Origin of the sequence: Kitasatospora indigofera, from assembly GCF_014655955.1 — a bacterium.
Lineage (GTDB): Bacteria > Actinomycetota > Actinomycetes > Streptomycetales > Streptomycetaceae > Kitasatospora > Kitasatospora indigofera.
On record NZ_BNBO01000002.1, the window covers coordinates 53,944 to 74,481 of the forward strand.

The 20,538-nt window shown below is 75.0% G+C and carries 18 protein-coding genes and 1 pseudogene; 10 read left to right on the plus strand and 9 right to left on the minus strand.

From position 1 onward, the window contains the following. Positions 1 to 6 precede the first annotated feature (6 nt). Positions 7 to 1,836 (minus strand): acyl-CoA dehydrogenase, encoded by a 1,830-nt coding sequence (locus tag IE329_RS02245; RefSeq protein ID WP_190209059.1) that lies wholly within the window; start codon positions 1,834 to 1,836, stop codon positions 7 to 9. A 253-nt stretch (positions 1,837 to 2,089) separates the two neighbouring features. Between IE329_RS02245 and IE329_RS02250 the strand changes: the two genes are divergently transcribed. Both IE329_RS02250 and IE329_RS02255 read left to right on the plus strand, forming a co-directional pair. Next, complete coding sequence (locus tag IE329_RS02250) at positions 2,090 to 2,593, plus strand: SseB family protein (RefSeq protein WP_073925035.1); 504 nt, start codon at positions 2,090 to 2,092, stop codon at positions 2,591 to 2,593. A gap of 120 nt (positions 2,594 to 2,713) precedes the next feature. Next, positions 2,714 to 3,554 (plus strand): annotated as a pseudogene (locus tag IE329_RS02255) (pirin family protein). Between the two features lie 103 nt (positions 3,555 to 3,657). Here IE329_RS02255 and IE329_RS02260 read toward each other — a convergent pair. Then, the gene (locus tag IE329_RS02260) at positions 3,658 to 4,479 is read right to left on the minus strand and encodes a protein phosphatase 2C domain-containing protein (RefSeq protein ID WP_190209060.1); all 822 of its coding nucleotides are present in this window, start codon (positions 4,477 to 4,479) and stop codon (positions 3,658 to 3,660) included. A 429-nt stretch (positions 4,480 to 4,908) separates the two neighbouring features. On the opposite strand from IE329_RS02260, the gene IE329_RS02265 reads away from it, so the two are divergent. Further along, on the plus strand, positions 4,909 to 5,145 hold the full coding sequence (locus IE329_RS02265) for a DUF5302 domain-containing protein (protein ID WP_073925038.1): 237 nt from the start codon (positions 4,909 to 4,911) through the stop codon (positions 5,143 to 5,145). 97 nt (positions 5,146 to 5,242) lie between these two features. Here IE329_RS02265 and IE329_RS02270 read toward each other — a convergent pair whose 3' ends face one another. From IE329_RS02270 to IE329_RS02300, 7 genes are all read right to left on the minus strand, one after another. Further along, positions 5,243 to 6,172, minus strand: a complete 930-nt coding sequence (locus IE329_RS02270; protein ID WP_190209061.1) for an alpha/beta hydrolase — start codon at positions 6,170 to 6,172, stop codon at positions 5,243 to 5,245. Positions 6,173 to 6,290: 118 nt separating this feature from the next. Continuing rightward, positions 6,291 to 6,929 (minus strand): TetR/AcrR family transcriptional regulator, encoded by a 639-nt coding sequence (locus IE329_RS02275; protein ID WP_190209062.1) that lies wholly within the window; start codon positions 6,927 to 6,929, stop codon positions 6,291 to 6,293. 179 nt (positions 6,930 to 7,108) lie between these two features. Beyond that, positions 7,109 to 8,428: an amidase gene (locus IE329_RS02280; RefSeq protein WP_229927109.1), complete on the minus strand. Its 1,320-nt coding sequence runs from the start codon at positions 8,426 to 8,428 to the stop codon at positions 7,109 to 7,111. Between the two features lie 28 nt (positions 8,429 to 8,456). Beyond that, positions 8,457 to 8,687: a hypothetical protein gene (locus IE329_RS02285; RefSeq protein WP_190209063.1), complete on the minus strand. Its 231-nt coding sequence runs from the start codon at positions 8,685 to 8,687 to the stop codon at positions 8,457 to 8,459. A gap of 145 nt (positions 8,688 to 8,832) precedes the next feature. Further along, a complete protein-coding gene (gene alc, locus IE329_RS02290) occupies positions 8,833 to 9,993 on the minus strand; it encodes an allantoicase (protein WP_190209064.1) in 1,161 nt (386 codons plus the stop codon). Between the two features lie 102 nt (positions 9,994 to 10,095). Next, a complete protein-coding gene (locus IE329_RS02295; RefSeq protein WP_190209065.1) occupies positions 10,096 to 11,007 on the minus strand; it encodes a LysR family transcriptional regulator in 912 nt (303 codons plus the stop codon). 70 nt (positions 11,008 to 11,077) lie between these two features. Next, positions 11,078 to 11,734: an ATP-binding protein gene (locus IE329_RS02300; protein WP_190209066.1), complete on the minus strand. Its 657-nt coding sequence runs from the start codon at positions 11,732 to 11,734 to the stop codon at positions 11,078 to 11,080. 306 nt (positions 11,735 to 12,040) lie between these two features. Between IE329_RS02300 and IE329_RS02305 the strand changes: the two genes are divergently transcribed. From IE329_RS02305 to pheA, 7 genes are all read left to right on the plus strand, one after another. Next, a complete protein-coding gene (locus IE329_RS02305) occupies positions 12,041 to 12,865 on the plus strand; it encodes a hypothetical protein (protein ID WP_190209067.1) in 825 nt (274 codons plus the stop codon). 158 nt (positions 12,866 to 13,023) lie between these two features. Then, on the plus strand, positions 13,024 to 13,770 hold the full coding sequence (locus tag IE329_RS02310) for a YcnI family copper-binding membrane protein (RefSeq protein WP_190209068.1): 747 nt from the start codon (positions 13,024 to 13,026) through the stop codon (positions 13,768 to 13,770). 101 nt (positions 13,771 to 13,871) lie between these two features. After that, positions 13,872 to 14,564, plus strand: a complete 693-nt coding sequence (locus tag IE329_RS02315; RefSeq protein ID WP_190209069.1) for an SCO family protein — start codon at positions 13,872 to 13,874, stop codon at positions 14,562 to 14,564. After that, a complete protein-coding gene (locus IE329_RS02320; protein ID WP_190209070.1) occupies positions 14,561 to 15,055 on the plus strand; it encodes a copper chaperone PCu(A)C in 495 nt (164 codons plus the stop codon). The genes IE329_RS02315 and IE329_RS02320 overlap by 4 nt, the downstream gene beginning before the upstream one ends. 3 nt (positions 15,056 to 15,058) lie before the next feature. Beyond that, positions 15,059 to 17,248, plus strand: a complete 2,190-nt coding sequence (locus IE329_RS02325) for a copper resistance CopC/CopD family protein (protein ID WP_308438323.1) — start codon at positions 15,059 to 15,061, stop codon at positions 17,246 to 17,248. Positions 17,249 to 17,253: 5 nt separating this feature from the next. Then, positions 17,254 to 18,528 carry an iron uptake transporter deferrochelatase/peroxidase subunit gene (efeB, locus tag IE329_RS02330; protein WP_190209071.1) on the plus strand — a complete coding sequence of 425 codons (1,275 nt, stop codon included), beginning with the start codon at positions 17,254 to 17,256 and terminating at the stop codon, positions 18,526 to 18,528. A gap of 194 nt (positions 18,529 to 18,722) precedes the next feature. Continuing rightward, positions 18,723 to 19,658 carry a prephenate dehydratase gene (gene pheA / locus IE329_RS02335; protein ID WP_190209072.1) on the plus strand — a complete coding sequence of 312 codons (936 nt, stop codon included), beginning with the start codon at positions 18,723 to 18,725 and terminating at the stop codon, positions 19,656 to 19,658. Positions 19,659 to 20,538 lie beyond the last annotated feature (880 nt).

Genomic DNA, 20,538 nt, shown 5'->3' on the forward strand with positions numbered 1-20,538 from the left:
GCGTCCTTAGAACGCCTCCTCCGCGAGGTCCATGATCTCGTTGTCGACGCCCTCGGCGATCACCCGCTGCGGGGTGATGGTCGGCAGGATGTTGCGGGCGAAGAAACGGGCGGCGGCGACCTTGCCCTGGTAGAAGGCGACGTCCTTCTCCGAGGCGCCGGCCTCCAGCTTGGCGAGCGCGACGGCGGCCTGGCGCAGCAGCAGCCAGCCGATGACGACGTCGCCGGAGACCATCAGCAGACGGGTGCTGTTGAGGCCCACCTTGTACATGTTCTTGACGTCCTGCTCGACCGAGGACAGGTCGGCGAGCATCTTGCCGACGATCGCCTCCAGGTCGCCGGCGGCCTTGGCGAGCAGCTCGCGCTCGGTGGCGAGGGCGTCGCCGCCCTCGGCCGCGCCGAGGAACTTCTGGATCTGCTCGGAGACGGCGGTGAGGGCCTGGCCGCCGTCCTTGACGATCTTGCGGAAGAAGAAGTCGAGGCCCTGGATCGCGGTGGTGCCCTCGTAGAGGGTGTCGATCTTGGCGTCCCGGATGTACTGCTCGATCGGGTACTCCTGCAGGTAGCCGGAGCCGCCGAAGGTCTGCAGGGACTGGGCGAGCTGCTCGTACGACTTCTCCGAGCCGTAGCCCTTGACGATCGGCAGGAGCAGGTCGTTGAGGCGCTCGGCGGCCTCGTCGTGCTCGCCGCGCAGGCGGGCGGCGAGGACGTCGTCCTGGGTGGAGGCGGTGAGCAGGACGAGCGCGCGCATGCCCTCGGCGTAGGCCTTCTGGGTCATCAGCGAGCGGCGGACGTCCGGGTGGTTGGTGATGGTGACCCGGGGGGCGGCCTTGTCCAGGAAGTTGGAGATGTCGGCGCCCTGCACGCGCTCCTTGGCGTACTCCAGCGCGTTCAGGTAGCCGGTGGAGAGGGTGGCGATGGCCTTCGTGCCGACCATCATCCGGGCGAACTCGATGATCTTGAACATCTGGCGGATGCCGTCGACGGTCTCGCCGAGCAGCCAGCCCTTGGCCGGGTGCTTGGCGCCGAAGGTCATCTCGCAGGTGTTGGAGGCCTTGAGGCCCATCTTGTGCTCGACGTTGGTGGCGTAGACGCCGTTGCGCTCGCCGAGCTCGCCGGTCTCCCAGTCGAAGTCGTACTTGGGCACGATGTAGAGGCCCAGGCCCTTGGTGCCGAGCTTGCCGCCCTCGGGGCGGGCCAGCACCAGGTGGATGATGTTCTCGGACATGTCGTGCTCGCCCGAGGTGATGAAGCGCTTCACGCCCTCGATGTGCCAGGAGCCGTCCTCCTGCTTGATCGCCTTGGTGCGGCCGGCGCCGACGTCGGAGCCCGCGTCGGGCTCGGTCAGCACCATGGTGGCGCCCCACTGGCGGTCGACCATGCGCTGCGCGACCTTGGCCTGCTCCTCGGTGCCCTCCTCGTGGACGACGCCGGCGAAGGCCGGGCCGGAGGAGTACATCCAGATGGCCGGGTTCGAGCCGAGGATCTGCTCGGCGAAGGCCCAGATCAGCGAGGACGGGGTGACCTGGCCGCCGATGGCCTCCGGGATGCCCAGGCGCCACCACTCGGCGTCCATGAAGGTCTGGTAGCTCTTCTTGAAGGAGGCCGGCACCGGCGCGGTGTTGGTCTCCGGGTCGAAGACCGGCGGGTTGCGGTCGGCGTCGACGAAGGACGCGGCGAGGTCGTTCTCGGCGAGGCGTGCGATCTCGCTGAGGATGTTCTTCGCGGTCTCGACGTCCATGTCGGCGAACGGACCGGTGCCGTACACCTGGTCGCGGCCGAACACCTCGAAGAGGTTGAACTCCACATCCCGCAGGTTGGACTTGTAGTGACCCATGGCCGTTTTCTCCGGTTCGTCGCTTCCGGGGGTTCGCCGCGCCGGGCACCCCACTTACCCACCAGTAGACATCATGATGCTACCCGGCGGTAACTTGTTCAAGCCCTTCGCGGCGAATCAGTGGCGAATCAGCTATGAACGTTGTCACGTCACGGGGGCGCGGGCCCGTGGCAACCTTCCACAACGCCGGACGGGTAGTCCTTGTCAGGATCGACCGCCCCACAGGGGAGCGCGCTCCCGATAGCCTGTCCGTGTGTACGGCTATGACCAGACCGCATACCCGAGCGACCCCTACCAGCAGGCGGGGCCGCAGCCGGGGATGAACGGCATGCCCGGCCCCGGCCCGTACGGCGAGCAGCCGCAGGCCGCGCCGCAGCAGTCCCTGTACCCGGAGCCCTCCCCGCCCTCGCTGGCGGACGCGGTCCGGGCCTTCACCACCGGCTCGATGGCGGTGGAGGACTTCCAGGCCATCTTCATCACCTCCAAGGTGCACTGCCCGCGCGGCGACCGCCCCGGCTTCCTCGCCCTGCACAACACCCCGACGCCGGTGATCCCGATGTTCAGCTCGCTGAAGGAGCTGCGCCGCTACGCCGGCAAGGAGTCCAAGCACTTCAGCGTCTCCGGCGCCGAGGTGCTGGACCTGCTGCCGACGGGCTACGGCTTCGCCCTGGACATGGAGGGCGAGCACCGGATGGTGTTCGACGCCAAGGCCGTGGAGCAGATGGTGGACTTCACCATGCGGCGAATGTACGGCTGACCCGGCGGGCGGTGCCCGGCGGGCATCGGTTCACCCATTTAGTTCAACCTTCAACTTGCCCTTGGTTGAGAATTGAACTAATCTGTTGGACGTAGGCCAGACACCCCGAAGGAGGCCGACATGTCCGCCGTGACCGTCGACAACCCACTGACCCTCCCGCGCGTCGCCACCCCCGACCCCGCGGCCAACACACCGCGACCGGTCCGCACGGTGGTCACCGCCCCCGAGGGCTTCGAGGGCGAGGGCTTCCCCGTCCGCCGCGCCTTCGCGAAGATCAACACCAAGTCTGATCGACGGCGAGTTCATCCACAAGGACTCGCACGGCGGCGGCGGCCACCTCGGCGGCGGTGACACCCAGTGGATGACGGCCGGCTCCGGCATCCTCCACATCGAGACCCCGCCGGAGTCCCTGGTCGCCACCGGCGGCCTGTTCCACGGCATCCAGCTCTGGGTCAACCTGCCGGCCTCCGACAAGATGACCGCCCCGCGCTACCAGGACATCCACGGCGGGCACGTCAAGCTGCTCTCCACCCCCGACGGCGGCGCGATCCTGCGCCTGATCGCCGGCGAGCTGGACGGACACCAGGGCCCGGGGGCCACCCACACCCCGATCACCCTGCTGCACGCCTCGATCACCCCCGGCGCGCAGGTCACCATCCCCTGGCGGCAGGACTTCAACGCCCTGGCGTACGTCCTGAACGGCAACGGCAAGGTGGGCGCCGAGGGCCGCCCGGTGCACACCGGACAGGCGACGGTCTTCGGCGAGGGCGACACCCTCACCATCTCCGCCGACACCAAGCAGGACTCCCGGCACCCCAACCTGGACGTGATCGTCCTGGGCGGGCAGCCGATCCGGGAGCCGGTGGCCTGGTACGGGCCGTTCGTGATGAACAGCCACCGCGAGCTGGAGCAGGCCATGAAGGACTTCCAGTCCGGCTCCTTCGGCCACCCGATCGACTGAGAACCCCGGACGACCGAGCGCCCCGGACGACGCCCGACGATGCCCGGCCCCCCGGCCGGGCATCGGCCGTGACCGGCCGGGCAGCGCCCGGCCGGTGGCCTCCTCAGATCCTGGCGTAGAGGGCCGAGGCGTCGTCGTGCGCCTTGCCGCGCGGCCAGCGCTCGCACCCGGCGTCGGCCCGCTCCACCGCCCTGACCTGCGCGATCAGCTCCGCCGGGCCGGACTCGGCGAGCAGTTGCAGGGCGTCCGACCAGCTGCCGAGGCCGAACCGCTCGGTGAACCGGGAGGCGCCGTCCGAGACGGCGGCGACCGCCAGCAGGTCGGCGAGCGGCACGAAGCCGGTCTCCGCGTGGCCGGCCGCCTTCGGCGAGGCCGCCGCGATCCACGGCCCGTTCCCGCTGTTGCGGGCCGCCCGGACGGCCAGCGCGTACCGCAGGTGCAGCTCCTCGCGCTCCTCCGAGCCGGGCACCGTCGTCCAGATCCGCCGGCGCAGCTCCTCCCCGTCCGGGAAGCGCTGGTTGTCGCCGATCACCCGCGGCGGGCCGTCCCTGTACTGCAGGACCAGCAGCGAGTCGCCGAGCACCAGGTACTCCAGCGAGGCGCCGTGCCGGCGCGCGGCCACCACCATGGCGGCCGGCGTGTTGTGGTGCCCCAGGTCGCAGCGCCCGCCGTGCAGCGCCGCGGTCTCCGCGATGGCGTCGGCCAGGCACTCCGCGATCGAGCGGTCGGCGCGGTCGGTCAGCCGGGCCAGCAGGTGCACCCCGAGTCTGCGCACGAACCACGGGGTGCCGTGCCGGCACCCCGACTCCATCGCCTCCGGTGAGCTCGACCCGTCGAGCAGCACCAGCGCCTCCGAGGAGGCCACTGCGAAGTCCTCGCTCTCCCGGCCCGGCTCCTGCGGTTCCCCTGCGAGCTGTACGTGCATCCCGTCAGTGTGGCCGCCGGGCGGGCGCGGTGCCCAGACCCCTGCACGCGATCCCTCGCACGTGTCCGGTGGCCGCCGGACGGATGCCGACATACCGTCGTATATCACCGTCGTCCGGCCGGTCCGGACCGGCGGTGACGGCACCGTTCGCACCGCCCCCACCACGTCCGAGGAGAGCTCCGATGGTCTGGCAATTCATCGTCCTGGTGGCCGCCTCCATCGGCTTCCCCACCGCCGCGCTGCTGTACCTGATCGGCGGGCCCCGGTTCCCCGACGAGGGCGAGCGCTCGCACTGACCGGGGCCGGCGGGCCCGCCGCCGGGGCGGCCGGTGCGCCGGACGGACGGCAATCGGGCCGCCGGCCCCTGCTGGACGTGGCATCGTGTCCGTGAACGCATGATCCGGCGCCACCCCGTCCAGGAGGTCCTGAATGACCAGCGACACGAGCGAAGCAGCGGAGACCGAACAGGCCGCGACGGCGCAGACGCCCGAGACCGAGGCGCCCGCCCAGGACGACGTCAAGGCGAAGTTCCTCGCCGCGCTGGAGCGCAAGCACGGCAACCGGTCGGACGCGGCCGGCGGCGGCCCGGGCGCCGACGGGAAGATCCACGGCACCCACGGCGCGGCCGGCGGCAAGCGCAACTTCCGTCGCAAGAGCGGCGGCTGAGCCTCCCCCGGGTGGCTGACGGAGCGGGCGGTCCCCCCGGGGGCCGCCCGCTCCGTCGTGCGGCCCGGCGGCCGGCGGGGAGGCCGCCCCGGTGCGCTCAGCCGGCGGCGGCACCCGTCGCGGCGCCGGAGCCGGCTCCGGCACGGACACCCGGGCGGCCCCCGGCGCCGCCCGCGGCCGGGGCCTCGCCCAGGAAGCCGACGATGTTGTCGATCACGGCGGGGGCGGCGAGGATCCGGCTGTGGCCGAGCCCCCGGGTGGTCAGCAGCTCCAGCCGGTCCCCGTACGCCGCCTTGAGCCGGTGCGCCTGGCCGATCCGGGCGACGGCGTCCCCCTCGTCGTGCACGGCGAGGATCGGCAGCGGGACGGCGGCCGGGTCGTGGGCGGCGTCGAAGTGCTCCCAGACGTCGTCCGTCCCGGCGAACAGCTCCTGCTCGATCCGGCGCCGCAGCTCCCGCTCGACCCTGGGGTGCAGGCCGAGCCCGGCCGAGAACCGGGCCGGGAGGTAGCCGAACTCGCTGACGCCGGCCACCGCGACCAGCCGGCCGGCCCGGGCTCCCTCGCGCAGTGCCAGGAAGGCGCAGGTCACCCCGAAGGAGTGCGCGACGACGGAGTCGAAGGTCCCGTAGCGGTCCTGCATCCGCCGGATCGCCTCGCGGTACTCCAGGATCGTGGTCGTCCGGCCGCCCGAGTCGCCGTGCCCGGGCGCGTCGAAGGAGACCGGGGTGAGGCCGAGCGCGCGCAGCCGGGGCACCAGGGCCGCGTAGCGGGAGGCCCGGGACTGCCAGCCGTGCAGCAGCAGGACGGGCCGGGCTCCGTCGCCCCAGCGGTAGGCCACCACCCGCTTGCCGTGCACGGTCAGCTCCTCGGTGACCGCACGTTCGTGCACCTCGCGTTCGGCGGGGCGGACCCGGCCGCGCCGGCCGGGGCGCAGGAAGATCTCGAAGGCGCCGCGTCCCGCCGCGCGGGGCGAGAGCAGCGACGTGGCGTTGAGGGTGCTGCCGATGAGTGCGACGGCCGGATCCATCTGTTCTCCCTGTCGGGGTTGGCTGAGTGGGGGCCGAACTGTGCCGAGATATTAGCACGATCGTTCGTGCAGTTTTCAGGCCGCAGAAACGCCCCGCCAGGGGCCCCGGCCGCCCCGGTCAGCCGGGCAGCAGCGCCGGATCGGTCGCCTCGGCCCGCAGCAGGCTCCGCACCGCCTTCTCGGCCCGGTCGTACGGCAGCTGCCCGCCGTACAGCAGCCCGTGCGAGTTGGCCGTCTCCATCACGCCGATCAGGACGAACGTCAGCTGTTCGAGGTCCGCGTCCGGGCGCAGCTCGCCGGCCGCGCGGGCGTTCGCCAGCGCGCCGAGGACGAACGCGTCCCACTCCCGGGCCGCCTCGGCGAGCAGGTCGCGGACCGGCCCCGGCTGGGCGTCGAACTCGGCGCCCACCCCGTAGAAGAAGCACCCGCCGGGGAAGACCCGGGCCCGGGAGTACGCCAGCCAGCCCGCGCACAGCGCCCAGACGTGGGCGAGCCCCGGGGGAGCCGACCGGGCCGGCTCGACCACCGCGTCGAAGAAGATCCGCCGGGCCGCCCGGACGGACGCCAGCTGCAGCTCCTCCTTGGACCCGAAGGTGGCGAAGACCCCGCTCTTGCTCAGCCCCAGGTCGGTGGCCAGCCGGCCGATCGACAGCGCGCCGAGGCCCTCCACCGAGGCGATCTCGACCGCGCGCCGCAGGACCGCCCGGCGGGTCTCCTCGCCGCGCAGGACACGTCCGTCCGTGGAAGAGCCGGCCACTGCCCACCTCAGCTGTCGCGACGGGAACGGCGCCGGGCGCCGTCCGCACCCGCGGACCACCCGTACGCCTTGGTCCCGCCAGCGTATAGCCCGGTACCGGGACGGCGGCCCGGCCGACCGGGTACGTCCGGGCACGGACGGGGGCGGAGGGCCGGGCACGGACGGGAACGGAGGCGCCGCTACCGGGCGGCCGCCGCCAGCAGCCGCTCCAGCCGCGCCGCCAGGGCCAGCAGCCGCTCGTCGGCGCCGGCCGCCCCCACGCACTGCAGCCCGAGCGGCAGCCCGTCCGCGCCCGTCCCGGCCGGCAGGCTCACGGCCGGCAGCCCCGCGTAGCTCCACGGCACCGACATCACCGCGTCCCCCGTGCTCTCCAGCCCGAGCGGCGCGGGCCCGGTGGCGGCCGGCGCCAGCCACAGGCCGACGCCCTCCCGCGCGGCGACCCCGGCCACCCGCGCGGCGAAGTGGGCCCGGGCGCGCAGCGCCGCCAGGTAGTCGTCCGGGTCGATCTCCTGGCCGTGCCGGATCGCGGCCGCCGTCTCGTGCCGGTAGAGGCCGCCGAAGCGGGCGAACCAGTCGGCGTGCGCCTGCGCCGCCTCGTACCGGGTGACGGTCCGCAGGTGCCGGGCGACCTCGTCGAAGTCGGGGACCAGGTCCACCCGGCGGAGCGTCAGCCCGGCCGCCGCCAGCGTCTCCAGCTGCGCCGCGAAGGCCTCGGCGGCGACCGGGCCGGCCCGGTCGAGGTAGGGGCCCGCCGGGACGCCCAGCACGCACGGGCCGTCGTCGTCGCCGCCGCCGTCGGGCCGCCAGTCGTCGCAGAGCACCGCGGCGGCGAGCGCCGCGCCCGCGACGTCGGCCGTGAAGAGCCCGGCGGTGTCCAGGCTCGGCGCGTTGGGGATCACGCCGTCGAACGGGATCCGCCCGTAGGTGGGCCGGAACCCCACCACCCCGCAGTAGGCCGCCGGGCGGATCACCGAGCCGACCGTCTGGGTGCCGACCGCCAGTGGCACCAGCCCGGCCGCGACGGCGGCGGCCGATCCGCTGCTGGAGCCGCCCGGGGTGTGCGCCGGGCGGTGCGGGTTGCGGGTGGGGCCGGGGGCGTTCATCGCGAACTCGGCGGTCACGGTCTTGCCCGCGACCAGCGCGCCGGCCGCCCGCAGCCGGCTCACCAGCTCCGCCTGCGGCCCGCCCAGCACCCCGGGCGGCAGGGCCGAGCCGGCGTGGGTGGCCAGGCCGTCCACCCGGACGATGTCCTTGACGCCCACCGCCACGCCGTACAGCGCGGGCCGGTCCTCCGGCCGGGGGTACCGGGCGGCCAGCGCGCGGGCCTCACCGGACAGCCGGTGGTGCCGGCCCGGCTCCGGGACGAAGGCGTGCAGCAGCGGGTCGACCCGCTCGATCCGGGCGCAGAGCCGGTCGGCGTGCTCGGGGAGCGGTGGCCGGCCGGCCCGCAGCGCGGCGGCCTCGCGGGCCAGCGGAAGCGGGGCGGCCGGGGGCTGCACGGCGGCGCCGTCCCTCTGCGCCCGCCCGCTACTGGTGCTCGGCGGGCAGGTAGGGCGCCTCGCGCAGGAAGACCGCCCCGCAGGTGTGGCAGCACAGCTCGGCCGTGCTGCCCCAGTCCGTCGGCTCCTTGGCGGCGGCCCCGGGGTCGATCTCACGACCGCACATCGCGGTCTGCTCGCCCTCCCGGACCATGTGCCAGATCTTCACCCCGGCGGAGGGGCCGCCGGACCCGTACTCGGCACGCATCTGATGCAACATGTCCCCATCGTCCGGCGGCCGTTCGGGCCCGGCAACCCGGGCCGGACCCTCCCCGGCCGACCGGCCGGGCCGGCCCTCCGACGGGCGGCGCCGGGACGCCGGACGCGGGCGGCGGGGCCGGGCGCGGGCGCCGCCGCCGGCGGGCTCAGTCGTCGAGCAGGCTGCCGTGCAGGCGCAGCCGGGCGATCCCGCCGTCCGGGAAGACGTCCAGCCGGACGTGGGTGACCGGGCGGGCGGCGGGGAGCAGCAGGCGGTGGACGGCGTCCGGCTGGAGCCGGGTGCGCGGCACCAGCTCGAACCAGTCGTCCGGGCCGCCGCGCTCGTCCCGGCCGTGCAGGGCGGCCCAGCCGGCCGCGTTGCCGACGTAGTAGCCGGTGTCGATCTCGACGGCCCGGATCACGCCGCGGCCGGCCAGCCGCAGCCGGACCCAGTCGTGGCCCTCGTCGCGGCGGCGGCGGTTCTCCCAGCCGTCGCCCATCGCCCGCGACCGGCCGGGCATGATCATGTTGGCGGGGGGCGAGAAGAACCGGTCGGAGGCGTCCTCGACGGCGCCGCCGTACTCCAGGGCCGCCAGGTCGAAGGTGCCCAGCGCGGCCAGCCAGGCCGGGTCGGGCCGGGCCTCGCCGTGCACCCGCAGCCGGGCGATGCCGCCGTCGGGGTACTGGCGGAGGCGCAGGTGGGTGACGCGCCGGCGGCTCGCCACGGCGAAGCCGTTGGCGGCGTGGCCGCGCACCGGCGAGCGGGGCACCAGCGGCTCCCAGTCGGCGGCCAGCAGCTCCTCGGGGCCGGGGGTGCCGGGCAGTTCGGTGGCCTCGACCGCGATCTGCCGCGGGTGGTTGCCGCGGAAGTGCGCGGTGTCGACGACCACGCCGTGCACGACCCCGGGCACGCCCAGCCTGATCAGCGCCCAGTCGTGGTCCTCGGCGGCGGGATGCGGGCGGGCGGTGCCGGCGCCGCGCCTGCGGCGGGTCTCCCAGCCGTCCATGATCTGGCCCTTGTTGCCGAAGGTGTGCGGGCGGAACTCGGCCGGCTCCGGCAGCAGGAGGTTCTCCCGCTCGGCGAAGAGTTCGTCGTTGGCCGCCAGCACGGCGCCGCCGAGCCGGCGGTCGGCCAGGTCGGTCAGCGCGGTGAAGGGGAACTCGCCGTGCCGGTAGTCGGCGTACGGGTTGCCTCCGGCGTACGGGAGGGCGTCGGTCGCGGTGCCGTCGTCGGCAGCGGCCGGGATCGTGGCGGCCGGGATGGTGGCGGCGGCGATCGCGGCGGCGTCACCGGTGGTGCTGTCGGGGTCGGTGGGGCTGACGGGCATGCGGGTCACCTCTCGGACGGAGCGGACGGTGCGGTCGGCCGGTCCCTCCACTCTGGAGCCGGGCGAACCATCAGGTCCATCGCAAAGATCTGACCGGAACGTTCAGCCGGGCTTCACGGTCCCGGCCACCGCCTCCAGCGCCGCCAGCACCCGCCGCAGCGGCGGGGCCTGCTCGGTACCGGTCCGGACGGCGGCGACCACCCGGCGGGCCGGCAGGTCGGCGGGCAGCGGGCGGATCACCGCGGCCCCGCCGCGCCCCGCCGAGGCCAGCCGCGGGACCAGCGCCACCCCGAGGCCGGCCGCCACCATGGCCAGGATCGCCGGCCAGTCGGACGCGGTGTGCGCCCGCTCCGGCACGAATCCGGCGTCCGCGCAGGCCCCGAGGGTGATCTCCCGCCAGGGCCCGGCCGCCCCGTAGATCCACGGCTCGGCCGCGAGGTCGGCCAGCCGCAGCCCGGTCGATCCGGCGAGCGGATGGCCCGGCGGCAGCGCCACGTCCAGCGGGTCGCTGAGCAGCGGGTACCGCACGAAACGCGGGTCACCGGCCGCGGGCGGACCGACCGCCAGCGAGAGCGCCAGGTCGACCTCCCCCGCCGCGAGCAGCCCGTACGCCTCGGCCGCCTCGGCCTCGACCACCCGGACGGACAGACCCGGGGCCCGCGTCCGCAGCCGGCCGACGGCCGGCACCAGCAGGCCGCCGATCGCGGTGGCGAAGGCGCCCACCCGCACCTCGCCCGCCTCGCCGTGCAGGTATCCGGCCAGTTCCGCCTCGGCCCGCTCCAGCTGCCCGAACACCCGCTCGGCGTGGCCCAGCACCAGCCGGGCCGCGCTCGTCAGCCGCACCCGCCGGCCGTACGGCTCCAGCATCGGCGCGCCCAGCTGCTTCGCCAGCGCCGACAGCTGCTGCGACACGGCCGAGGGCGACATCCGCAGCCGCTCGGCGGCGGCGGTGACCGTCCCGCACTCGTCCAGCGCCTGCAGCACGCGCAGCTTCCTGAGGTCCCAGTCGGTCATCGGCCCAGGGTAGGCGGGGCCCGGCGGCCCGCCCGGCGCCCGCAGCACCCGCCCTCAGCGCCTCAGCGCCTCAGGACGCCACCCGCAGCCGGGCGCCGTCCCGCCAGGTGAGGATCTTGTCGAAGCTGACGATCGCACCGCGCAGCGGGTGGTTGCGCAGCTGGACGTGATCGGTGAGGGCGTGGATGAGGAAGAGCCCGCGGCCGCTCTCCGCACAGAGGTCGGGGAGGGTGTCGGGGTCGACCGGGCGCAGCGCCGGGGCCGGGCGTCCGTCCGGGAGCCCCCCGGACGGCAGGACGTGGGTGTCGTACGGGGCCGGGGCGCCGGCCGGCCGCCGGCGGTGGGCGGTCAGTGCCGCGGCGGGCAGCGTGGCGCGGCCCCGGCGGGTGCGGCAGCGGACGGCGGGCCGGCCGGCGGCGCCGGCCGGGCGGCCCGGCGGCCGGGGCAGCGCGGCCGGCAGGGCGGTGGGAAGTCCGGGGCCCGAGTCGGTCACCTCGATCCGCAGGCGGTCACCGCTGATCGAGGCGGTGACCTGGAACTTCTCGTCGGGGCAGCCGGCCGCCGCGTGTTCGACGGCGTTGGCGCAGGCCTCGGTGAGGGCGACGCCGAGGTCGTAGGAGACCTGCGGGTCCACCCCGGCGCCGTCCATCGCGCCGAGCAGCAGGCGCCGGGCCAGCGGCACGCTGGCGGGGTCGCGCTTGAGGTGCAGAGTCCACCAGATGTCCACGGGAGGTCCCTCCTGGCTACGGCTCCACATAGTCCAGTTATCTCCGGGCGATCCGGCGGCGAACCGTCCGGACGGCACGCCATCACTCTTTCGGCGGATGGACGGGGGCCCGGGTGTATGCCGCGCGGCGCACGGAAGCGCCCGCGCGCCGGGCCGAACGGGCTATTCGTCAGCAAATCCCTCCGCGCCGACCGCCCTCCCGAGGGGTGGGATCCGGCCGCCGCCCCGGGGGTTTCCGGCCACCGGAAGGACGAATTCCCACCCTCCCCCCTGGCTCCGGGGGCTCGGTGAGATGATGTCCCGGCCATGACTGACCACCCCGCCACCGCGCACCCGGGTGCCGCCGTACCGGATGCCCCGGTCCGGGCGGCCGCCTGGGATCTCCGGTTGGCGCGGGCGCTGCCGTTCGCCCTGGTCTGCACCCTGGCGGCGGCCGTCGGGCACGCCGCCTCCGGCAGCGGGGACGTCGCCCTGCCGGCCCTGGCGGGGGGTTTCGCGGCGGTGCTGGTGTTCGCGGCCCTGCTCGGCGGGCGGGAGCGCTCGCTGACCGGCATCGCGGCCGCCCTCGGGGCGGGTCAGCTCGGCCTGCACGTCCTCTTCCACAGCACCGCCGCCCACGCCACCGCGATGCCCGGGATGACGCACGGCGGCACCGGCCCGATGACGGCGCCGCAGCTCGCCGTCCGGCTGCTCTGCAACGAGGCCCACCCGGGCACCCTCGCCGGCCTTCCCGGCGGCACCACCGCGGAGCAGGTGATCAGCGACGCCGGCCTCGACCCGGCGGCGTACGCGGCCGCGCCCTGGTGGCAGGACGGCCTGTTCGGCCTGACCCCGGGGATGTTCGCGGGCCACCTCGCCGCCGCCCTGGTGGCCGGCTGGTGGCTGCGGCGCGGCGAGGCGGCGCTCTGGCGGCTGCTGCGGATCACCGCCGCCGCCGCGAAGGAGCTGGCGACCCCGCTGCGGACGGTGTTCGCACTGGTCACGGTGCTGCTGCGCGGGCTGCTCGGCACGCCCGGCGGCACGGTGCGCCGGACGGGCGCCGGTACGGGGAACCTGCGGCTGCCGGTGGCGGCCGCACTGCGGCACAGCGTGGTCAGGCGTGGTCCGCCGGCGGGGGCCTTCGCGCACTGACGGGCCCGCCGCGACGACGGCCGCCCGGGTGCGCAGACGGAGCCGTGCCCATGGAGCGGTACGGCTGTCCGGCCAACCCCACGGCGCGGTCCGCCCGTGGTGCGGGAGCCCCCCGTGCCCGTTCGCGGCCCGCCTCCTCCGATCGGAGACCCACCGCCATGCGTTCCACTCCTGCCCGCCGTACCGCCGGTATCGCCCTCGCCACCGCCGCCGCCGTGGTGGCACTGGCCGGCCCGGCCTTCGCCCACGTCACCGTGCAGCCGGGCAACGCCCAGCAGGGCGGGTACACCGCCGTCGACTTCCGGGTGCCGAACGAGAGCGACACCGCGAGCACCGTCAAGCTGGAGGTGAGCCTCCCGATGGACCACCCGCTGGCCTCGGTCCGCACGTTGCCGCTGCCGGGCTGGACCGCCACGCTGGAGAAGTCCAAGCTCGACAAGCCGATCAAGGTGCACGGCACCGACGTCAACGAGGCCGTCTCGAAGATCACCTGGACCGCCGACGCCGGCACCAAGATCGCCGCCGGGCAGTTCCAGGAGTTCCGGGTCTCGCTCGGCCCGCTGCCGACCGACACCGACAGCCTGACCTTCAAGGCGCTGCAGAGCTACGACAACGGCGAGGTCGTCCGCTGGATCGACGAGGCCAAGGAGGGCCAGCCCGAGCCCGCCAAGCCCGCGCCCGTGCTGGCCCTCACCAAGGCCGCCGCGGCCGCCGGCGCCTCCCCCGCCGCCGACGGGCACCACGCCGGGGCCACCGCCTCGCAGGACTCCGCCGCCGGGGCGAGCAGCTCCGACAACGACTCCACCGCCCGGGTGCTCGGCGTGGTCGGCATCGTCGTCGGCGTGATCGGCGCCGGCGTCGGCTTCCTCGGCCTGCGCCGCAAGGGCGACAGCGCCGCCTCCTGACCCTCCCCCCGGCCACGGCCGGGAGGTCCCCGCGCCGGCCGGGCCGTACCCACCTCGTACGGCCCGGCCGGTGAGACCAGCGCGCACGATCGGAACCAGCAATGTCTCGTACCACCACGCGTCCCCGCGCCGCCCGCCACGGCGCTCCCCGGCTGCTCGGCGCGGCCGCCGTCGGCCTGGCCGCCGTCCTCGCCCTCACCGCCTGCGGCTCCGGCGGCCAGGCCCCGGCCGGCCCGGCGAAGGTCTCCAAGGAGGCCAAGGACACCCCGTACGAGGGGACGGTGCTCAGCAAGCACTTCGACAAGCCCGACCTGGTGCTCAACGACACCGACGGCCGGCCGTACGACCTGCGCAAGCAGACCGCGGGCCGCAGCACCCTGCTGTTCTTCGGCTACACCAGCTGCCCGGACGTCTGCCCCACCACCATGGGCGACATCGGCGTGGCCATGCAGAAGCTCTCCCCCGAGCAGCAGCAGAAGATCGACGTGGTGTTCGTCTCCACCGACCCCCAGCGGGACACCCCCCAGGTGCTGCGCACCTGGCTCGACTCGATGGGCAAGAACTTCACAGGCCTCACCGGGGACCTCGACAAGGTCAAGGCGGCCGCGAAGACCCTCGGCATCCTGGTCGAGGACCCGGTGGTCAACAAGGACGGCAGCGTCACCTCCACCCACGGCGCGCAGGTGCTGGCCTTCCTGCCCGACGACAAGGCGCACCTGCTCTACCTGAGCGCCACGTCGGTGCAGACCTACCAGCACGACCTGCCGCTGCTCGCCCAGGGGGTCCAGGCGTGAGCAGCCGCTCCTTCCGGACCACCGCCATCACCGGCGCCGTGGTGGCGACCGTGCTCGGCGCGGGAACCATCCTGGTCGCCTGGGGGCCGGACCAGGGCGGAGCGGGCGGCGCCGCCCGGCTGAGCATCGCCGACCCGTACATCCCGCTGCCGGCCGGCGGCGCGATGGCGGCCGGCTACCTCACGGTGCGCAACGCGGGCGGCGAGGACGAGCTGGTCAAGGTGAGCAGTCCCGGGGCATCCTCGGTCACCATGCACCGCTCGACGGAGACCTCGATGGAGAGCGCCGGACCGCTGGCCGTGCCGGCCGGCGGCGCCCTGGAGCTCGCCCGGGGCGGGACCCATCTGATGATCATGGGGTGGTCGAAGCAGCCCGCCCTCGGTGACGTGCTCGAACTCGACCTGACCTTCGCCAGGTCCGGCACCATCGCCGTGCGGGTGCCGGTCAAGCCGCTCACCTACCGGCCCGGCCAGCAGGACTCAGGAAACTAGGGGATGCGCCAGATGCTGAAGGCCAGCCACCGCAGGCTCACCGGACTGCTCTCGATCCTCGGCGCGCTGCTCGCGCTGACGGTCGCCGGCGCCGGGCCCGCCTCCGCCCACGCCGCACTGCAGTCCACCGATCCCGCGCAGAACTCGGTGCTCGCCACCGCGCCGGGCTTCGTCACCCTGACCTTCAGCGAGAGCGTCTCGCTCTCCGGCGACTCGGTCCGCGTCCTCGACCCGGCCGGCCGGCCCGTCGACACCGGCAACCCCGGGCACGCCGACGGCCGCGAGAACACCGCCCGGGTCGGCCTGAACAGCGGACTCGCCAACGGCACCTACACCGTCGCCTGGCGCGCCGTCTCGGACGACTCGCACCCGGTGGGCGGGGCCTTCACCTTCTCCGTCGGCGCCCCCTCGGCGACCTCGGTGTCCACCACCGCCCTGCAGCAGGCCAAGGCCGACACCGTGGTCGCCGCCCTCTACGGCACCGGCCGCACCGTCGCGTACGGCGCCTTCGCGCTGCTGATGGGCGCGGCCGGGTTCGTGCTGCTCTGCTGGCCGGCCGGCGCGGCGGTGCGCACGGTGCAGCGGCTGCTGATGACCGGCTGGGTCGCGCTGCTGGTGTCCACCATCGCGGTCCTGCTGCTGCGCGGGCCCTACGAGCGCGGCTCGGGCCTCGGGCAGGCCTTCGACCTCTCGCTGGTGCGCAGCACCCTGGACGAACGGATCGGCACCGCGCTGGCCGCCCGGCTGCTGCTGCTGGCCACCGCCGGCGTCTTCCTCTCGCTGCTGGTCGGCCAGCTCGGCGGCCCGGTGCCGGCGAAGGCCGTGGCGGGCGCGGAGCCGGGCGGTGACGGCGCCGCCGGGGCGGACCCGGTCGCCGGGGCCAACGCCGGGACCGGCCCGGACACCGAGGCCGCCGAGGGCACCGACGAGGACGCCGACGCCGACGAGCTGCGCCGGCTGGAGGAGCGGGCCGCCGACCGGCCGCAGCGGGAGGCCCGGATCGGCCTCGGGGTCGCCGGGGTGCTGCTGGCGATCGCGCTCTCCGCCACCTGGGTCGGCGCCGACCACGCCTCGGTGGGCATCCAGGTCTGGCTGGCCCTGCCGTTCGGCGTCCTGCACCTGATCGCGATGGCCCTCTGGCTGGGCGGCCTGGCCACCCTGCTGGTCGGGCTGCGGCACGGCCTCGGCGCGGCGACCGCCGACCGCTTCTCGAAGATCGCCTTCGGTTCGGTGGCGGCGCTCACCGTGACCGGGGTCTACCAGTCCTGGCGCGGGCTGGGCAGCTGGAACGCGCTGGTCGACACCGAGTACGGCCGGCTGCTGCTGGTCAAGGTCGGCTGCGTGGGCGCGATGCTCGGGGTGGCCTGGATCTCGCGCTCCTGGGTGGCCCGGCTCCGGGCCACCGGCGCCGAGCCGGCCGCCGCCGTGGAGCGGACGGCCGACGCGGGCCAGGAGGCGGCCGACGGGCAGCGGGACGGCGCGACCGTCACCGGCCAGGACGCGGAGGCCGCGCGGCCCGCCGAGGAGCTGGTGGCGGCCGGCGCCGCCGGGAACGGCGCGGCCGGGCCCGTGGACCCCGTCCGGCTGGCCCAGCTGGAGCGCCAGCGGGCCGCCCGCAGCAACGCCGGCCGGGAGCGGGACTTCACCCCCGCCAAGGCCGGCCTGCGGCGCTCCGTCCTGGTCGAGGCCGGGGTGGCGGTCGCCGTCCTGGTGGTCACCACCATGCTCACCAACTCCCCGCCCGGCCGGGTCGCCGAGGCCGTCGGGGCGGGCGCCGACCGGCCCGCCGCCACCGCCCCCGCGGGCGGCGCCGCCGGTGGCGCGCAGGCGCCGCAGACCGTGCCCGGGCAGACCATGGAGCTCAAGCTGCCCTACGACACCGGCGGCCGGACCCCCAACGCCAAGGGCACCGCCACGGTCACCCTCAACCCGGCCAGGGCGGGGGCCAACGAGGTGCACCTCAAGCTGGACGGCCCGGACGGGCAGCCGGTCGAGGTGCCCGAGGTGCAGCTCGCCTTCACCCTCCCGGACCGCGACCTCGGGCCGCTGCCGGTGGCCCTGACGGCCGAGGGCACCGGACGCTGGACGGGCACCGCGCAGCTGCCGCTGGCCGGCAACTGGGTGGTGTCGGTGGTGGTCCGCTCCTCCGACATCGACCAGGCCACCGAGACCAAGTCCCTGAAGATCGGCTGAGCGGGATGAACAGCACGACCGGCCCCGCGGCCGGACCGGCCGCCGGCGCGGGCTCCGCCGCGGGCTTCTCCCGGCGCGCGCTGCTGGGCGGCGCCGGGGCCGGACTGGTCGCCGGGGCGGCGGGCGGCGCGGTGCTCGGCCGGGCCGGCGCGGCCGCGTCCGCGTCCGCCGGGCAGCCGGGGAGCGGGCAGGTCGGCGGCGGGCAGGTCCCGTTCCACGGGCCCCGGCAGGCCGGCATCGTCGAGCCGCAACAGGCCCGGGTCCACCTCGCCGCCTTCGACCTGCTGCCCGGCGCCGGCCGGGAGGAGCTGCGGACGCTGCTCCGGCGCTGGTCCGGCACCTCCGCCCGGCTCGGCCGGGGCGAGCCCGCCGACGAGTACGAGAGCCGGATCGCCGCCGACGCCGGCCCCTGCTCGCTGACCGTCACCTTCGGTTTCGGCGCCACCCTCTTCGACAAGGCCGGCCTGGCCGGGCTCCGCCCCCGGGCGCTCGACCCGCTGCCGGACTTCCCCGAGGACGCCATCGACCGGGCCCGCAGCGACGGTGACCTCTGGGTGCAGATCGGCGCCGACGACGCCCTGGTGGCCTTCAACGCGCTGCGGGTGCTCCAGCGGCAGGCCGCCGGCACCGCCGCGCAGCGCTGGCAGATGACCGGCTTCGGCCGCACCCCCGGGGCCACCGCCCGCCCGATGACCGGCCGCAACCTGATGGGCCAGGTCGACGGGACCAACAACCCGCGCCCGCAGGACCAGGACTTCGCCGCGAAGGTGTTCTGCGGCGCCGACGAGCCCGGCTGGCTGGCGGGCGGCTCGTACGTGGTGCTGCGCCGGATCCGGATGCTGCTGGACAACTGGGAGAACCTCCCCGAGGACCGGCAGGAGCGCGTGATCGGCAGGCGCAAGTCGGACGGCGCCCCGCTCTCCGGCGGCGGCGAGCACACCGCCGTCGACCTGGCCGCCCAGAACGCCGACGGCACCCTGGCGGTGCCGGCCGACGCCCACGTCCGGGTGGCCGCCCCGGCGTCCAACGGCGGGGCCGCGATGCTGCGCCGGGGCTTCTCGTACCACGACGGGACGCTGCCGGACGGCTCCCCGGACGCCGGGCTGCTCTTCCTGGCGTTCCAGGCCGACCCCCGGCGCGGGTTCGTCCCGGTGCAGCGCAAGCTGGCCCGCGGGGACGGCCTCTCCCGCTTCCTGCGGCACGAGGCGAGCGGCCTGTACGCGGTGCCGCCGGGCGCGCCGGAGGGCGGCTACGTGGGCCAGGCCCTGCTGGAGGGCTGACCCGCCGGTAGCGGCCGCCGGGGTGCCGGCCGCGGGACGCCCGGGCCCGGCCCGGGCCGGCGGGTCCGCGTTCCCACCATGCGGATGCTTCGTTGCCCGGTCCTGGGAGTGACTAAGGTGGCAAGCCTGGTACCGCTCTGCAACACCCTGCGCACAGACCCCTGCGCGGCACCCTTTCTCGTACGGAGGCGGCAATGTCGGCCACCCGCTACACCTACCTCGGGCCCGAGGGCACCTTCACCGAGGCGGCCCTGCGGACCCTGCCCGAGGCGGGGACCCGGGAGCTGGTGCCGCTGACCTCGGTGCCCGCCGTGCTGGACGCGGTCCGCGAGGGGCAGGCGTCCGGGGCGTTCGTGCCGATCGAGAACTCCGTCGAGGGCGCCGTCACCGCGACCAGCGACGAGCTGGCCTCGGGCACGCCGCTGATGATCTACCGCGAGGTGCTGCTGCCGATCTCCTTCGCCCTGCTGGTGCGGCCCGGGACGACGCTGGACGACATCAAGACCGTCACCAGCCACCCGGTGGCCCAGCCGCAGGTGCGCAAGTGGATCGCCGCCCACCTGCCGGACGCCCGCTGGGAGTCGGCCGCCTCCAACGCCGACGGTGCCCGGCTGGTCCAGGAGGGCCGCTTCGACGGGGCCTTCGCGGGCGAGTTCGCGGCGGCGCTGTACGGCCTGGAGCCGCTGGTCAAGGAGATCCACGACGCCGAGAACGCGACCACCCGGTTCGTCCTGGTGGGCCCGCCCGGCCGGGTCTCCTCGCCCACCGGCCTGGACAAGACCTCGATGGTGGCCTGGCTGCCGGACGACCACCCGGGCGCGCTGCTGGAGCTGCTGCAGGAGTTCGCGGTGCGCGGGGTCAACCTGATGCGGATCGAGTCCCGTCCCACCGGCGAGGGCCTCGGCAACTACTGCTTCCTGATCGACTGCGAGGGGCACCTGGCCGAGCGCCGGGTGAGCGAGGCACTGATGGGGCTGAAGCGGATCTGCCCGCAGGTGCGCTTCCTCGGCTCGTACCCGCGCGCGGACCGGCAGCCCTCCACGTACCAGCGGCCGGGCACCACGGACAGCGACTTCACGCGGGCGGCGGACTGGCTGTCGCGCTGCCTGGACGGGCGCGGCGAGGCCTGACGGCGGCCGGCCGGGTACGAGCCGGCCGGGTCCGGGTCCGGGGTTGTCCGGCCGGGCCGGGCGTGGCAGGTGAGCCGCGTCCCAGCACCGGCGCCGGCCGGGTCCGTGTCATCGCCGGATCATTTCTGATCGACGACGACCCAATTCGGCGTTTTTCGACACGCGGGGAGTTCACCCGTCCGGTCGCCGCGCCCTTCGGAGGGCTCCGGGCGGGCCGGCGGGCCACCGTCCCGGGCGGCCGGCCCGACCGGCCGGGGGCCGTCGTCCACAGGCCCACCGGGCGGCGGCGCCCGTCCACAGCTATCCACAGGCGGCCTGTGGTATCCACAGCCCGGAGTTATCCACAGGCCAGGGCGTTAGTCGACATAACGGTATAGCCACTGGCAGTCCTGGTCAGATCATCGGTTAGCGCCGCAGAGTTGACTAATCGGACCGGAGTCACCCTTGTGCCATCAAATCACCCGTCCGAGCGGACCAATTCCCTCGCCCGAGAAGGGTGAATGAGGTTTGAAACCTCAATTCCTCAGTGGATCTCAGGATGAACCTTGAGTTCTCCACGATCCACAGGCGCTCGTCGCAGCCTGTGGATAAGCGCTCTCCGGAACGTTGTCCACCGGAGTTATCCACAGGATCGGGAAGGTTATCCCCAGCCGCTTCCACCGGGCCGGGCGGGCTCCGGACCGCGCCCCACGAGCCCCCGCGGGCGCTCCACCGCCGCCCCCGGGCCCGCCGGCCCGCGTCCCGGCCGGCAGCCCGGCGTATGGTGACAGAGAACCGGACAGAAAGCGACATATCAGCATGACCGATGGCAGGACGCCGCCGATCCGGCGAATGGCGTGAATCCCCCGGCCGGAATGACCCGGTGTCAGAAGAGTTCCGG